General features: G+C 66.4%; 14 protein-coding genes. 8 read left to right on the forward strand and 6 right to left on the reverse strand.

Features of this window, described 5'->3' with window-relative positions:
* The first annotated feature begins 297 nt into the window (after positions 1-297).
* Positions 298-1407: a Hint domain-containing protein gene (locus RIdsm_RS14555; RefSeq protein ID WP_057816149.1), complete on the forward strand. Its 1110-nt coding sequence runs from the start codon at positions 298-300 to the stop codon at positions 1405-1407.
* A gap of 135 nt (positions 1408-1542) precedes the next feature.
* Here RIdsm_RS14555 and ntrX read toward each other — a convergent pair whose 3' ends face one another.
* The 5 genes from ntrX to dusB all read right to left on the reverse strand — a co-directional run bounded on the left by ntrX (position 1543) and on the right by dusB (position 8692).
* Positions 1543-2940, reverse strand: a complete 1398-nt coding sequence (ntrX, locus tag RIdsm_RS14560; RefSeq protein WP_057816148.1) for a nitrogen assimilation response regulator NtrX — start codon at positions 2938-2940, stop codon at positions 1543-1545.
* 7 nt (positions 2941-2947) lie between these two features.
* Positions 2948-5206 carry a sensor histidine kinase NtrY-like gene (locus tag RIdsm_RS14565; RefSeq protein WP_057816147.1) on the reverse strand — a complete coding sequence of 753 codons (2259 nt, stop codon included), beginning with the start codon at positions 5204-5206 and terminating at the stop codon, positions 2948-2950.
* 110 nt (positions 5207-5316) lie between these two features.
* Positions 5317-6678, reverse strand: coding sequence for a response regulator (locus tag RIdsm_RS14570; protein WP_057816146.1), 1362 nt, complete (start codon positions 6676-6678; stop codon positions 5317-5319).
* Positions 6678-7754 (reverse strand): two-component system sensor histidine kinase NtrB, encoded by a 1077-nt coding sequence (locus RIdsm_RS14575; protein WP_057816145.1) that lies wholly within the window; start codon positions 7752-7754, stop codon positions 6678-6680. The genes RIdsm_RS14570 and RIdsm_RS14575 overlap by 1 nt, the downstream gene beginning before the upstream one ends.
* Complete coding sequence (dusB, locus tag RIdsm_RS14580; protein WP_057816144.1) at positions 7751-8692, reverse strand: tRNA dihydrouridine synthase DusB; 942 nt, start codon at positions 8690-8692, stop codon at positions 7751-7753. Before dusB ends, RIdsm_RS14575 begins: the two co-directional genes overlap by 4 nt.
* A gap of 301 nt (positions 8693-8993) precedes the next feature.
* Between dusB and RIdsm_RS14585 the strand changes: the two genes are divergently transcribed.
* From RIdsm_RS14585 to RIdsm_RS14595, 3 genes are read left to right on the forward strand one after another with little or no spacing between them, the layout of a single operon-like run.
* Positions 8994-10124: a bifunctional 2-C-methyl-D-erythritol 4-phosphate cytidylyltransferase/2-C-methyl-D-erythritol 2,4-cyclodiphosphate synthase gene (locus RIdsm_RS14585; RefSeq protein ID WP_057816143.1), complete on the forward strand. Its 1131-nt coding sequence runs from the start codon at positions 8994-8996 to the stop codon at positions 10122-10124.
* Positions 10121-10618: a phosphatidylglycerophosphatase A family protein gene (locus tag RIdsm_RS14590; protein WP_057816142.1), complete on the forward strand. Its 498-nt coding sequence runs from the start codon at positions 10121-10123 to the stop codon at positions 10616-10618. The genes RIdsm_RS14585 and RIdsm_RS14590 overlap by 4 nt, the downstream gene beginning before the upstream one ends.
* The gene (locus RIdsm_RS14595; RefSeq protein WP_057816141.1) at positions 10615-11082 is read left to right on the forward strand and encodes a CinA family protein; all 468 of its coding nucleotides are present in this window, start codon (positions 10615-10617) and stop codon (positions 11080-11082) included. The genes RIdsm_RS14590 and RIdsm_RS14595 overlap by 4 nt, the downstream gene beginning before the upstream one ends.
* 4 nt (positions 11083-11086) lie before the next feature.
* Here the strand turns inward: RIdsm_RS14595 and RIdsm_RS14600 are convergent, their stop codons facing one another.
* Positions 11087-11539, reverse strand: a complete 453-nt coding sequence (locus tag RIdsm_RS14600; RefSeq protein WP_057816140.1) for a type II toxin-antitoxin system RatA family toxin — start codon at positions 11537-11539, stop codon at positions 11087-11089.
* A 76-nt stretch (positions 11540-11615) separates the two neighbouring features.
* Here RIdsm_RS14600 and hpt point away from each other — a divergent pair, with 76 nt between their 5' ends.
* From hpt to RIdsm_RS14620, 4 genes are all read left to right on the forward strand, one after another.
* Entirely contained in the window at positions 11616-12155 is a 540-nt protein-coding gene (hpt, locus tag RIdsm_RS14605) for a hypoxanthine phosphoribosyltransferase (RefSeq protein ID WP_057816139.1), read from the forward strand.
* Positions 12156-12175: 20 nt separating this feature from the next.
* Positions 12176-12334 (forward strand): hypothetical protein, encoded by a 159-nt coding sequence (locus tag RIdsm_RS14610; protein ID WP_338049619.1) that lies wholly within the window; start codon positions 12176-12178, stop codon positions 12332-12334.
* Positions 12335-12441: 107 nt separating this feature from the next.
* Complete coding sequence (locus RIdsm_RS14615) at positions 12442-12942, forward strand: hypothetical protein (RefSeq protein WP_143100320.1); 501 nt, start codon at positions 12442-12444, stop codon at positions 12940-12942.
* Between the two features lie 104 nt (positions 12943-13046).
* Complete coding sequence (locus tag RIdsm_RS14620; RefSeq protein ID WP_057816136.1) at positions 13047-15128, forward strand: M10 family metallopeptidase C-terminal domain-containing protein; 2082 nt, start codon at positions 13047-13049, stop codon at positions 15126-15128.
* Positions 15129-15277 lie beyond the last annotated feature (149 nt).

Here is a 15277-nt window from a genome sequence, read left to right on the forward strand (position 1 = left end):
TTAATTCGCTGATTTATCTGCCGATTCCGATGTCGGTATAACGTCGGTATTTTGTCGGTATCACGTCGGTGTCGAGATCGGCCCGACCGCGGGTTCATGTGGCGTTCGGTGCCGGCCGCCACGAGATGTTGTGAGCCGCGCAACAGGCCCGCGCGCCGCCCGCTCCGGCGGGTCATTTCGAATTGTCGACAGTCTCCCCCGGATCGCCACGGTTTCCCGCCGGTGAGCACCAGCCGTACCGTTACGCCCCGCCTTCAGACCGCGGCGCGGCCGCATTTTCCGGAAGGAGCGACACCAATGGGCGCAAACAACACACCTATTCCCGATCTCATCGAGATTTCCGGCATCACCGTGAACACCACCTACACCGTGGATGGCAGCGGCGGCGGCACGATCTACGGCGTGATCGACAATGCCACCTACACCGATGACGAGGCCGGCAACACCAGCACCCATATCGAACAGCTCAACGAGACCACGGATGCCGACCAGGGCGTGCTCACGATCGACGGGGTGGAGTACAGTATCGAGCTTGTCACCCCCACCGGCGACCCGGCCGGCGACGTGACCTACAGCCTGTCAGACGGCACCGGCGGCACGATTGCGGGCAATGGCGACGACAGCAACATCACCTTCATCGTGGCGACACCCACGGGCGGGGGTGCGACGCGCTACTTTGCCCTGATGGATGACAGCGTCGGCGATGTGGACGGGATCAACGCGCTCTCCACCGGCAATCTCGATTACGACCCGGCGGGCGACGACGTGATGATCGATGTCGAGCAGAACAACGCCCAGACGGTGGTGTGTTTCTGCGCCGGCACCCTGATCGAGACGCCCGAAGGGCTGCGGGCGGTGGAAACGCTGCGGCCCAATGACCTTGTCTCGACGCTGGACCGGGGCGCGCAGCCGATCCTCTGGACCAGCGTGCGCCGCGTCGGGGCAGACCGGTTGCAGGCCCTGCCGCGCCAGCGCCCGGTGCGGATCGTGGCGGGGGCGCTGGGGCCCGGCCTGCCCGAACGCGACCTCTATGTCTCGCCCCAGCACCGGATCCTTCTGCGCTCGAAGATCGCCGCGCGGATGTTCGGCCATGCCGAGGTGCTGGTACCCGCGATCAAGCTGACCCCCCTGCCCGGCGTCGAGCAGGTTCTGCCCGAGGGGCCGGTCGCCTATCATCACTTCCTGTGCCGCCGGCACGAGATCGTCCGGGCCGAGGGGCTGCCCTGCGAGACGCTGCTGCGGGCCGAGCAGACGGTGTTGTCGCTGTCGGATCAGGCGCGCAAGGCCTGGGCGCTTCTGCGCGGCGCGGGGCAAGGGCCCGCGCGGCCGGTCCAGGGGAGACGGGCCAGCATCGAAAGCCTCGTGCAGCGGCATGTGAAGAACCGCAAGCCGCTGATCTTCGGTTGAGGCCCGGGCGGCCTGCTGTCGGCTCCGATTGGGGTCCAATCGGACCGGCAGTCGGAATTTTTCAAAAATTCCGACCCGGAAAATTCATATTTTCCGGGTCGTTTTCTTTACAAGAAAACGGCGCCGCGCAGGGCCTCAGCCCGCGTCCTCGGTCTCGGACTGTTTCACGCCCTTGTTGCCCGTCACCACGCCGAGGCTCTTCAGCTTGCGGTGCAGCGCGCTGCGTTCCATGCCGACGAACTCGGCCGTGCGGCTGATATTGCCGCCGAAACGGTTGATCTGGGTGAGCAGGTATTCCCGTTCGAAAGCCTCGCGCGCCTCGCGCAGGGGCATGGTGGCCACGGTCCCCGACAGCACCACGCGCCCCTCTTCCGCCGGGGCCTGGGTTTCGCCCGGCAGTTCCTTCGACTCGATCTCGCCGCTGCTGTCGCCGAGGATCAGCACGCGTTCGATCACGTTGCGCAGCTGGCGGACGTTGCCGGGCCAGCTCATCGTCTGCAGAAGCGCGCTGGCCTCGCCGCTGATCTTGCGCAGCGGCAGGCCCTGCTCGCGGTTCAGTACCTCGATGAAATGCCTGGCCAGCTCCGGCACGTCCTCGCGCCGTTCCTCGAGGCTGGGCACGGTGATCGGCACCACGTTCAGCCGGTGATAGAGCTCGCGGCGGAAGCGGTCGGCGGCGATCTGGGCCTCGAGGTTGCGGCTGGTGGAGGAAATGACGCGCAGATCGACCTGCACCTTGTCCGAGCCGCCGACGCGCAGGAAGGTCTGGTCGACCAGCACCCGCAGGATCTTGGACTGGGTGCCGAGCGGCATGTCGGCCACCTCGTCGAAATAGATCACCCCGCCATTGGCCTCTTCCAGGAGGCCCGGCTCGACGCCCCGCTCGTCGCTTTCGCGGCCGAAGAGCACCTCTTCCATCCGTTCCGGCTCGATCGAGGCACAGCTCACCGAGACGAACGGCCCCTCGGCCCGGTTGGAATGGGCGTGAATGTAGCGCGCGGCCAGTTCCTTGCCGGAGCCGGCGGGCCCGGTCAGCATCACCCGGCCGTTCGACTTGGTCACCTTGTCGAGCTGGCTGACCAGCGTGCGGAAGGCGGGGCTTTGGCCCAGCATCTCCGACGGCTCGGCGCCGCGGCGCTTGAGCGCGATATTCTCGCGGCGCAGGCGGCTGGTTTCCATGCCACGACGGATGACGACCAGCAGCTGGTCGATGTTGAAGGGCTTCTCGATGAAGTCATAGGCGCCCTGCTTGATGGCGGCGACGGCGATCTCGATATTGCCGTGGCCCGAGATGATGACGACGGGCACGTCCGGGTAATCGCGCTTGACGGTCTTGAGGATATCGATCCCGTCCATGTTGCTGTCCTTGAGCCAGATATCGAGGATCAGCAGCGCCGGCGGCTCCTGCCCGATCGAGGCCATGGCCTCGTCGGAATTGCCCGCAAGCCGGGTGGTGAATCCCTCGTCCTCGAGGATGTCGGAGATCAGTTCCCGTATGTCTCTTTCGTCGTCAACGATCAGGATATCGCTCATTTGAACCTCATACCGCTTGCTTTTGCTCTTCTGTCAGGTGGGCCGTCACGATGATCGGCAGCCGGATCACCGCCATCGCCCCGGCATGGGCGCCGTCTTCGAAAGGCGGCGCGTCTTCCAGCGCCAGCGTGCCGCCATGTTCCTCGATGATTTTCTTGACGATGGGCAGGCCGAGGCCGGTGCCCTTCTCGCGCGTGGTCACGTAAGGCTCGAACAGGCGCGAGCGGTCCTCCGGCAGGCCGATGCCGTTGTCGGCGATGCGGATCGTGACGTCGGTCTCGCCGATCTCGCTGGTGACGCGGATGGTCGGGACATGCCCTTCCGGTGCGCCTTTTTCCTGAAGGCTTTCAATGGCTTCCCCGGCGTTCTTGATCAGGTTGGTCAGCGCCTGGCTGATCATCGTGGCATCCAGGTCGGCCCAGATCTCGCCTTCGTGCATCTCGGTCTCGAAGCGCACGTCGGGCTGGCCGGCCTCCTGGAGCAGGATCGCCTCGCGCAGCAGGCTCGAGACGTCCTCCTGCCGGGTCTGGGGCTCGGGCATGCGGGCGAATTTCGAGAACTCGTCGACGATGCGGCGCAGGTCGTCGGTCTGTCGGATGACCACGCCGGTCAGCTGTTCTAGGCTGTCTTTCTGGTCGTCGGTCAGCACCTTGCCGAACTTGCGGTTGATCCGCTCGGCCGACAGCTTGATGGGCGTCAGGGGGTTCTTGATCTCGTGCGCGATGCGGCGGGCCACGTCGCCCCAGGCCGCCATCCGCTGGGCCGCGACAAGGTCGGTCACGTCGTCGAAGGCCACGACATAGCCCTCGCGCCGGCCCTGTTCGGTTCTGCGGGTCGACATGCGGACCAGCAGGTTTTCCATCCGCCCGCCCCGGCTGACCTTGATCTCCTCCTGCACGAAGCCCGAGGCATTGCCCTTGAGCCGTTCGAAGAGTTGGCCGAACTCGGGCACGGCATAGCTCAGCTCGACCGATTGCTGGTCGTCGTGCCAGTCGAGCAGCCGCTGGGCGGCGCGGTTCACGAAGGTGACACGGCCCTTGGCATCGAGCCCCACCACGCCGGACGAGACCGAGCCAAGCACGGAATCGAACAGCCGCCGGCGGCGTTCGATCTGCTGGGTGTTGGCGAGCAGACGGTCACGCTGGGCCTTCAGCTGGCGGGTCATCTGGTTGAAATAGGTCGACAGCATGGCGATCTCGTCGCCGCCGCCCTCTTCGCGCACGCGAATGTCGAGATTGCCCTCGCCCACCCGCTGTGCGGCGCTGGTCAGCCTGCCCACGGGGCGCGAGAGGCGCTCGGCGAACCACATGCCCAGCCAGATGGCGGCGAGGATCAGGATCACCGCGAAGCCCACGTAGAGCAGCCCGAACTCGAACAGCACGCGGCCCCGCTCGCTTTCGCGCTGGTTGTAGAAGCGCGCGGTTTCCTGCGTGTCGTCGAGCAGGTTGAGAATGGCGCCGTCCACCGTGCGGGTGACGTAGAGGTAGCGGTCGGGGATCTCGTCGAGCGGCATCAGGGCGCGGAACTCGTCATTGTCCCAGTCCTGGATCACCAGGATGCCCTCGGCATCCGCCTCGGTGATCTGTTCGCGCGTCGGTTCCTCGTAGTCGAAGAGGTACGAGCGTTCGCCGCGCGCCCGGATCTCGCCCGTGCCGTCGATGACGAAGGCCTCGCGCAACCCGCGCTGGATCTCGCGCTGACCGCGCGACAGCACCTGCCGGATCTGGCCGTCATCAATGAAGACCGCCGCGCGCTTGGTGGCGTTGATGACAGAGGCCAGCGCCTGGGCGTCGGTGACGAGGTCGCGCCGGTGCTCCTCCTCGTAGGCCTGGGCGGCGGCGACCGAGCTGTCGACCACGCGCCCGACCCGGTCGGAGAACCACGCTTCCAACCCCATGTTGACCGACAGCGTGGCGAAAACCGCCACGGTGATCGTCGGCAGAAGCGCCATGATCGCGAAGACCCCGGTCAGCCGCAGGTGCAGCCGCGAACCGGCAGAGCGCCGCCGGCGGGCGGCGATCATCTGCATGAGCTGCTGCATCACCAGCGCGGCGATCATGATCACGTAGACCAGGTCGCTCAGCAGCACGATGCGCAGGATGTTGGACGAGGCGCCCTGGTCGAGCGGGCCCATGACAAGGTAGGTCACCAACGCCAGGACCGGCCCCAGCACCACGAGGCCGAAGGTCGCCGCCGTCTGGACACGGCGCAGCCGCCGGAGGCGACTGACCGTATCCCACGAAAATCTGCGTGTCCGGGTCGCCACGGACCTCCCCCATCAGGTTGTTATGTCACTGCGGCCGCCCCCCATATCTGGGTCTATTCCGGGCGCCGTCAGCACAGTGGCCCCAATTGGCCACACCAGATGTTGCAGTTTTACATCAACTTGCGGCGGCGTGTCACGCGAATATCAAGGTCGGTAATCTTCTTGCGCAAAGTATTGCGATTGATGCCCAGCAGGTCGGCACATTTGGCCTGGTTGCCGCTTGTCGCATCCAGCGCGATCTCGATCAGGGGAAGCTCCATTTCCTTCAGAATCCGGGCATATAGGCCCGGCGGCGGAAGCTGGGTGCCATGCAGATCGAAATAGCGCCTGAGGTGCCGGGCGACCGAGTCGGACAGGCTTTCGCCGCCGCCATGGCCCACCACGGGCGCCGCTTCGGGCTGGTTGCCGATCACGGCCTCGACCTCGCCGCGGGTGATCTCGACCCCGCGCGCCGTCAGGCCGATTCGCTGCACCATGTTCTCGAGCTGGCGGACGTTGCCCGGCCAGCTATAGGCGCGCATCAGCTCCATCGCGTCTTCCGACAGGTGGCGTGCGGGCTGGCCGTCGCGCTCGGCCCGGGCCATGAAATGCTCGATCAGCAGCGGGATGTCGTCGACCCGCGAGCGCAGCGCCGGCACCTCGACCACGGCGCCCGACAGGCGGTAGTAGAGATCCTCGCGCAGCTCGCCCGCTTCCAGCCGGTCGGCCAGGCGGCCCAGCGATGTGGCCATGAAGCGCGGCACGTGATCGCCCGGCGCATCCATCATCCGCACCACGCGGGCCTGCGCGGCGGTGTCGAGATCGCCCACCTCGTCAAGCACCACGGTGCCGCCCTTGGCCCGCGCCATCACCTTCGACGGCCCTTCGAGGTCGGCCAGGTCGGCCGGTGTCACTGTCACGAAGGGCAAGGTCCGCCGGTCGGAGAAATCGTGGATCGCCCGTGCGATGAGCGACTTGCCGGTGCCCGACTCGCCGGTGATCAGCACCGGCAGGTCGGTGTTCATCAGCCGCGCCACCACCCGGTAGAGCCCCTGCATCGCCGCCGTGCGCCCGATGAGCGGCAGCTCGTCGGGCTTGTCCTCGGCCTCGGCGTGATGGGCCGCGCGGCTGCGGGAATCGAGCGCCCGCGCCGTGCGCTTCATCAGGTCCGGAAGGTCGAAAGGCTTGGGCAGGTAGTCGTAGGCATCCGCCTCTTCCGCCTGGATCGCCGTCATGATCGTGTTCTGCGCCGAGATCACGATCACCGGCAGGCCGGGCCTGTCGCTGGCGATCTTGGGCAGCATTTCCAGCCCGTTGCCGTCGGGCATCATCACGTCGGTGATCACCGCGTCGCCCTTGCCCTCGCCCACCCAGCGCATCAGCGTGGTCAGCGAGCTTGTCGCATGCACCTTGCACCCGGCCCGTGTCAGGGCCTGTGTCAGAACCGTTCGGATCGTGCGGTCGTCATCCGCGACCAGTACCGTGCCATCCATCAGCCTTCCTCCATATCCTTGGGCGCCAGCGGCAGCGAAATGCGGAACACCGTCCGCCCCGGAACCGAGGAGACGGAAATCCACCCGTCATGGTCCGATATGATCTTCGCCGCCAGCGCGAGCCCCAGCCCAGTTCCGTTTTCCCGGCCCGACACGAAGGGTTCGAACACCTCCGCCGCGATTTCGGGCGGAAGGCCCGGGCCGTCATCAATGATTTCCACCTGCAGGGGCAGCGTCTTGCCCTTGCCCTCGCCGCGGCGCACACGCAGCGACTGTTCGTAATAGGTATGCAGCCGGATCGTGCCGCCCGCCTTGCCCGCCGCCTCGGAGGCGTTCTTGACCAGGTTCAGGATCACCTGGAGCAGCTGATCGGGGTCACCAAGCGCAAGCGGGAGCGAGGGGTCGTAATCCTCGATCACCGTCATGTCGGCGGCAAAGCCCACGATGGCCGAGCGCCGCGCGCGGTCGAGCACGTCGTGGATGTTCATCGCGCGCAGCTTGGGCGCCGAGACGTTGCCGAACTGCTCGACCTGCTCCAGCAGGCCCACGATGCGCCGGCTCTCGCTGACGATCAGGTCGGTCAGCTCGAGGTCTTCCTTGCTCAGGTTCATCGACAGAAGCTGGGCCGCGCCGGTGATCCCGGCCAGCGGGTTCTTGATCTCGTGCGCCAGCATCTCGGCCATGCCGATGGCCGAGCGGGCGGCGGATTTCACCGACTGGCCCTGGCTGACCCGACCGGCCAGCTCGCGCGGCGAAATGAGCAGCACCATGTGCCCCGCCTCGCCGGAAAGCGGCGCGATCTGAAGGTTGCATTGCAGCGGCGCGCGGTCGCCGGTGCCCACGTCGACATCGTTGACGAAAAGCGGCGAGCCGTCGCGGCGGGCGCGGGCCAGCGCATCTTCGAGCGGCGCATCGACCGCCAGCTTGTCCCAGACCGGCTGGCCGGTGACCGCGCGGGCCGAGCTCATCAGGAAGCCTTCGGCAGCCGGGTTGATGCGGGCGATACGGTCTTCGGGGTCGAGCACCACTGCCGGCACGGGCAGCGAGGTCCAGATGGCGTCGTCGGACGGGCTCATGCGGCGATCCTTTCGCCATCAGCCAGCGCGTCGGGAATGAGGCGCAGCACCTCGTCGGCGTCGCGGGTGGTCAGAACCCGCTTGCGCAGCTCGGGGCCGGTGCCGGCCTCGTCCATGTACCAGCCCAGATGTTTGCGGGCGACCCGGGCGCCCAGATCGCGGCCATAGAAATTCAGCATGTCTTCGTAATGGGTTGCGACCATGTCTTCACGTTCTTTGCCCTGCGGCACCTCCGGCGCCGGGCCGGTGCCCAGCTCATGCGCCACCTGCGCCAGCAGCCAGGGGCGGCCTTGTGCCCCGCGCCCGATCATCACGCCATCGGCGCCCGACAGGCGCAGCGCGTCTGTCGCGTCCTCGGTGCCGAGAATGTCGCCATTGGCGATCACCGGCACGGTCACGGCCTCCTTCACGGCGCGGATGGCGGCCCAGTCGGCCCGCCCCTTGTAGAACTGGCAGCGCGTGCGGCCGTGGATGGTGATCATCTGCACGCCCGCCGCCTCGGCACGCCGTGCCAGTTCCGGGGCGTTGAGCATATTGTCGTCCCAGCCCAGCCGGGTTTTCAGCGTCACGGGCACGGAAACCGCGCCCACCACCGCCTCGATCAGCGACAGCGCATGGTCGAGATCCTTCATCAGCGCCGAGCCGCTTGCCCCCGTGCCGCTGGCCGAGGTCACCTTCTTCGCCGGGCAGCCCATGTTGATGTCGATGATCTGCGCGCCGTTGCCCTCGACCTGTTTCGCGGCTTCGGCCATCCAGTGCGCCTCGCGCCCGGCCAGTTGCACGGCGGTATCGGCCTGGCCAAATCCCAGCTCGGCCTTCTCGCGCACGCCGGGCTTGGCCTGAACCATCTCCTGGCTCGCCACCATCTCGCTCACCACCAGCCCGGCGCCGAATCGCGCCACCAGCCGCCGGAACGGCAGGTCGGTGATCCCGGCCATCGGGGCCAGGAAGACCTGGGGTGATAACACCTTGTTTGTCAGACAAACGGTCAAGTGATTAATCCTTGTGCAGCAACCCCTATTTAGAGTCGGTGTCCTCTAGGTACAATATTTCAAGGGCATAAAAGGCGATCACCAAATCGTATTGCCTGTTTTTTAGGCATACTTCCGTAGTAACCTAGCGTAAACACCCGCTGCGGGTGTGCCGGCGGATAGCCCGCGCGGCACCTGCCTGCGCGGCAAATCCGCCGCTTGCGCGCCTTGTGTTGCAACGGCCGCCACCACCACGCTATCAGGGCGCATGACAACCGCCTCCATCATCGTTGCCGCCGGTCGCGGCACCCGCGCCGGGGGGGACCTGCCGAAGCAATGGCAGGCCTTGGGCGGCGCCCGCGTCATCGACTGGACGATCGCGGCCTTCGCGGCGGTGCCCGAGGTGGCACAGACGGTCGTCGTGCTGCATCCCGACGATATGGACAGGATCGCGCCCCGCGAGGGGCTGACCACCGTCGAGGGCGGTGCGAGTCGGTCAGAATCCGTCCGCAACGGGCTCGAATCGCTTGCAGAAAGCGGCGTGACCCGGGTGCTGATCCATGATGCCGCGCGCTGCTGTATCCGGCCGGCGCTGATCGCCCGTGTGCTCGATACGCTGGCCGAGGGTGCGCTGGCCGCCGCCCCTGCCCTGGCCGTCTTCGACGCGCTCTGGCAGGGCGACGGCAAAACCGTCACCGGCACGCAGGACCGCACCGGCCTTTACCGCGCCCAGACACCGCAGGGCTTCGACTTCGACACGATCCTCGCCGCTCACAGGGCCCATGATGGCGAGGCGGCGGACGACGTCGAGGTCGCCCGCATGGCCGGGATCGACGTGCAGATCGTCGAGGGCGACGAGAGCAACCTCAAAATCACCACCCCGGGCGATTTCGCCCGCGCAGAACGGATCTTGCGAGACATGGACATACGTATCGGCACCGGTTTCGACGTACACCGCTTTGGCGAGGGCGACCACGTGGTGCTCTGCGGCGTGGCGGTGCCCCATACGCGGGGGTTGCAGGGCCATTCCGACGCCGACGTGGGGATGCACGCGCTGACCGACGCGATCTACGGCGCGCTCGCCGAGGGCGACATTGGCCGGCATTTCCCGCCCACCGACCCGCAATGGAAAGGCGCGGAAAGCCATATCTTCCTGCGCCACGCCGTGACGCTTGCAGGCGAAAAAGGATATAAAATCAATAACCTCGACGTCACTCTTGTCTGCGAACGCCCCAAGATCACGCCCCATGCGCCCGCCATGCAGGCCGCGCTGGCGGATATCACCGGCCTTGCGACCGACCGGATTTCGGTCAAGGCCACAACCTCGGAACGGCTCGGCTTCACCGGGCGCGAAGAAGGCATCGCTGCACAGGCGGCGGTGACACTGGTGCCCAAATGAGCCTGAGCCACCTGATCGCTACCGTCTGTTACGTGGGCCACATGCGGCCCGCCTCGGGAACATGGGGCTCGCTGGTGGCGCTGCCGCTGGCCTGGGCGATCCATCTTGTTGCCGGGCCGTGGCTGCTGATCGTCGGCATTATCGCGTTTTATATCATGGGCTTGTGGGCCACAGCTCAGGAAACGCGGGGCAGCGACGATCACGATCCGTCAGAGATCGTCGTCGACGAGCTGGTGGGCCAGTGGATCGCCTTCCTGCCCGTCTCGATCGGGGCCGCGCATGTGGGGGCGGAGCTTACCGCGCTCTGGCCCGGCTGGGTCGCGGCCTTCCTGCTGTTCCGGCTTTTCGATATCTGGAAACCCGGCCCGATCGGCTGGGCCGACCGGCGGGGAAATGCGACGGGCGTGATGCTCGACGACGTCATCGCCGGGGTGTTCGCCGCCTTGGGCGTCGTCATTCTTGCCGCCATTTCGCACGGGATCATGCTGCTATGAACGTCACCGACCTGCTCGAAAAAGCCCGCAGCAAGGGCATCAAGATCGTCACCGCCGAAAGCTGCACCGGGGGTATGGTCGCGGTGGCCCTGACCGACATTCCCGGCTCGTCCGACGTGGTTGAACGTGGCCTCGTAACCTATTCGAACGAGGCGAAAATCGAGCTTCTCGACATCTCGCCCCGCACGCTTTCCGAGTTCGGCGCCGTGTCGGAAGAGATCGCCCGGGAGATGGCCGACGGGGCGCTGAAAAACTCCTACGCCCAGCTCGCCGTCTCGATCACCGGCATCGCCGGGCCCGGCGGATCGGAGCACAAGCCCGAGGGCCGCGTCTGTTTCGGCCTCGCCATGCAGGGCAAACCCACCAGGACGGAAACGCAGGAATTCGGCGCCCGGGGCCGCGACAAGGTTCGCGAGATGGCCCGCGACCACGCGCTTGCCCTGCTCGACGCCGCGCTCTCCTGAGCGGTCAGCCCTGCCCGTAAAGCTTGTCGGCCCGCCCCTCGAACGCCTTCACGATGCGCTTCATCGCCTCGTAGAAGAAGATCTCCGACGCCGATTGCAAAAGCCGGTTGCGCAACTCGAAATCCACGTCGAAATGCACCTTGCAGCCGCCCTCGGCCTCTTCGAATTTCCAGTTGGATTTCATGTACTTGAACGGGCCATCGAGATATTCCGTCTCGATCACGCGGGCCTCGTCCCAGAGCGTCACCTTGCTGCCGAACTTCTCGCGGAAGACCTTGAAGCTGATCACGAGATCGGCCTCCATCACCCGCGCGCCATCGTCGCGGGGGGTCACCTTGCGCACCCGCGCGGCGGCCGTCCAGGGCAGGAACTCGGGATAGGATTCGACATCCGCCACGAGGTCGTACATCTGCTGGGCCGTGTACGGCATCGACCGGGTCTCGGAATGGGATGGCATAGGCAGGCTGGCCCCGTTTTCGCGTGACAGTGGGCCGCTATTTCGTAGACTGCACCCGGAAAATCAAGGGGATACCATGACGGAGCGGCCATATGTCATCGACCGCATGATCTCGGCCAAGGAAATTGCCGCCCGGATCGAGCAGTTGTCGGACGAGATCGAGACCGAGTTTGCGGATACCGAGAAGCTGGTCGTGGTGGGCCTGCTGCGCGGGTCGTTCGTGTTCATCGCAGACCTCGTGCGCGAGCTCGACATGACGGTCGAGGTCGATTTCATCGAGACCTCGTCTTATGGGAATTCCACCCAGTCCAGCCGGGAAGTGCGTATTCTCAAGGACTTGCGCGGCGATATTGAAGGGCGCGACGTGCTGGTTGTCGAGGATATCGTCGACACCGGCCACACGCTTTCCCATGTGCTGGCCCTGCTGAAGAACCGCAAACCGCGCAAGCTGCGCACCATCGCGCTGCTCGACAAGCCGTCGCGGCGCGAGGCGCAGATCACCGCCGACTGGATCGGCTTCGAGATCCCCGATGAATTCGTGGTGGGCTATGGCATCGACTATGCCCAGCGGAACCGCAACCTGCCCTATATCGGCAAGGTCCGCTTTACCGAATGAACCCCCGCTGGCTGTTCCGGATGGCCAAATGGGCCCAACGGCCGCCCAGCGAAAAGCGGGTGAAGCTGGTACTGGGGGTGATCGTGCTCTGCCTGCTGCTGGTCGCCATCGAGTATTTCATAGGCTGGCCCGACTGGATGACGGTAGAACCCGCGGGCCGGCGCGGCTGGCTGCCCTGAGGCGGCCGGATTCGGCCCATGCCACGCCCGCAATGGTCCGAGGGGTCGACCGAATCGATGGGGCGGGCGACAAGGGCGCCCCTGCCCTGACGCGAGCCCGGACTGACATGCCCACCGCACCCACAGTTGAACGCCGCGCCGCCGCGCGCTATGCCGTCTTCGCCCTCGCGATGGGGCTTTTCACCGGAGGTGCGATGGCCGATGACAGCAAGAACGCCGCCGAGGGCGCCGCACAGATCGCCCGCCCGCTGCTGGCCTATCGCTGCCCCGCGGGGTTCGACACGGCCGAAGAGCTCTGCCGCGCCTTCCGCACCCTGCTGGGCGAGGCCGCGCCCGGCCATGCCCTGCGCCGGCTCGGGGAAGAGGAGCACATGCCGGCCCTGCGCGACAGCGATCTTTACGTCGCCCTCGCGGCGGAGCGGCACGGCGCCCATAGCCTGACGGCAAGGATCGAATGGCGCGCAGGCAAGGATGCCGAAACGGTCACCGGCCCCGAAATCTCGCTCGACAGCAGCGACACGGCCCTGCGCCCGTCGATGTACCCGGGCTTCCTGCGCGAGCTCTGGTCGCTGTCGGCGCCGCCGGGCCTGCGCGACCCCGCCGAGTAGACCGCGTGACGTGACGGCTTTTCGCCCATCCGGCAGCCGACCCTTGTTTTTGAAAAGCCGGGGATTTATCCCTCTCCGGCACAGGGAGAAGGGACCACCACGGCATGACGGTCACGAGAGAATTCCAGGTCGCCCAGGCTGACACCGCGCCCGAGGCCGCCAATATCATCGAGACCTCCGACGCGCCCGCCGGCACCGGCACGGGCTATGTCATGGCCGTGGGCGACACCTTCTCGGGCGAGCTGTCACCGTCGGGCGACCGTGACTGGGTCGCGATCCAGCTGGAAGCGGGCCAGGCCTATGACATTGCCGTCACCGGAAGCCCCTCGGGCGACGGCACGCTTTCCGACCCGTATCTGAGGGTCTACGATTCCAACGGCAATCTCGTGGCCGAGGATGACGACGGCGGCGCGGGGTACGAATCGCTGGCGCGCTACACGGCGCCGACATCCGGCACCTATTATGTCTCGGCGGGCTCCTACGCCGACGGGTATTCCGGCACCTACCAGGTCGCCGTCACCGAATCCGCACCGGTCGAAGAGGCCGATCTCGACACGCTGGCCGCCTATCTCACCGATGGCTACTGGGAAGAGACGGGCCGCGGGCGCCGCTCTTTCGATACCAGCACCGACAACGTCATCACCGTCAACATCACCGCCCTGACCGCCGATGGCCAGCAGCTGGCCCGCTGGGCGCTGCAGGCCTGGGAGATGGTGGCGGATATCGAGTTCCGCGAGGTCACGGGCAAGGCCGACATCACCTTCGACGACGACGAGGCCGGCGCCTTCAGCACCTCGATCATCTCGGGCAGCCGGATCCTGTCATCCGAGGTCAACGTCTCGACCAACTGGCTGAACACCTACGGCACCACGATCGACAGCTACGCCTACCAGACCTACGTGCACGAGATCGGCCACGCGCTCGGCCTCGGGCACCAGGGCGACTACAATGGCAACGCGGTCTATGGCCAGGACGAGACCTTCGCCAATGACAGTTGGCAGGTCTCGATCATGTCCTATTTCTCGCAGACCCAGAACACCACGGTGAACGCCTCCTACGCGCTGCTCGGCACGGCGATGATGGCCGACGTGGTCGCCATCCAGGACCTTTACGGCGCGCCGGGCGCGGGCAGCCCGACGGCGGGTGACACCGTCTATGGCGCCAACGGCACGTTGGGCGGCTCGCTCGGCGCGGTCTTCGCGGCCATCGCCGGGGCGCCGGTCTCGGCCTCGATGATCTCGGGCGACGCGCTTGCCGCCACGATCTACGACACCGGCGGCACCGACAAGATCGACCTGACCACCAGCACCGCCAACAACCGGCTCGACCTGCGGCCGGGCAGCTTTTCCGACATCGGCGGGTTGATCGGCAATCTCGGCATCGCACCCGGCACCATCATCGAGGATGCCGACGGCGGCAGCGGCAACGATTCCATCACCGGCAACGCCGCCGACAACCAGATCCTGGGCATGGGCGGCGAGGACACGCTGAACGGCGGCGGCGGCGACGACATGATCAAGGGCGGCGCCAACGATGACACCATCAACGGCGGTCCGGGCAACGATTACATCTACGGCCAGAACGGCGTCGACGTGGTGCATGGCGGCGACGACAGCGACACGATCATCGGCAACAACGGCGAAGACACGCTGCACGGCGATGACGGCAATGACAGCATCAAGGGCGGGTTCAACTGGGACACCGTTTATGGCGACGCCGGCAACGATACGGTGCTGGGCCAGAACGGCAACGACACCGTCTCGGGCGGGGCGGGCAACGACACCGTGATGGGCAACAACGGCGATGACGTGCTCGAGGGCGACGCCGGCGACGACCTGCTCGACGGCGGGCCCGGCGACGACATGATGCGCGGCGGTGCCGACAACGACACCCTGCTGGCCGGAACGGCGCGCGACACGCTTGTCGGCGGCGCCGGCGACGACGTGCTGACCGGCGGCAACGCCCCCGACCTGTTCGTCTTCAACCCCGACAGCGCCACCGGCGACGACACGATCACCGATTTCGAGGACGGGTACGACATGATCCGCATCAACGGGTCTGCCGAGTTCTCGGACCTGACGATCCTGCCGGTCGGGCTCGACACGCTCGTGAGCTGGGATGGCGGCTCGGTCACGCTGGAGAACACGGTCGGGCTGATCGACGAGGATGATTTCGTCTTCGGCTGAAGGTGAAGACCGGGCGCCAAGCCTCTGGCCTGAAAATATTTTCCGGATCCATGATCGCCCCGCCGGCAAATAGGTGCCGCCTCCGGCCGCATGTGCCGCTTGATCCCGCGGGTGCCTGCGCCGTAACCTCGACACAGGCACAGGCACAG

The sequence above is a fragment of the Roseovarius indicus genome, assembly GCF_008728195.1.
Classification (GTDB): Bacteria; Pseudomonadota; Alphaproteobacteria; order Rhodobacterales; family Rhodobacteraceae; genus Roseovarius; species Roseovarius indicus.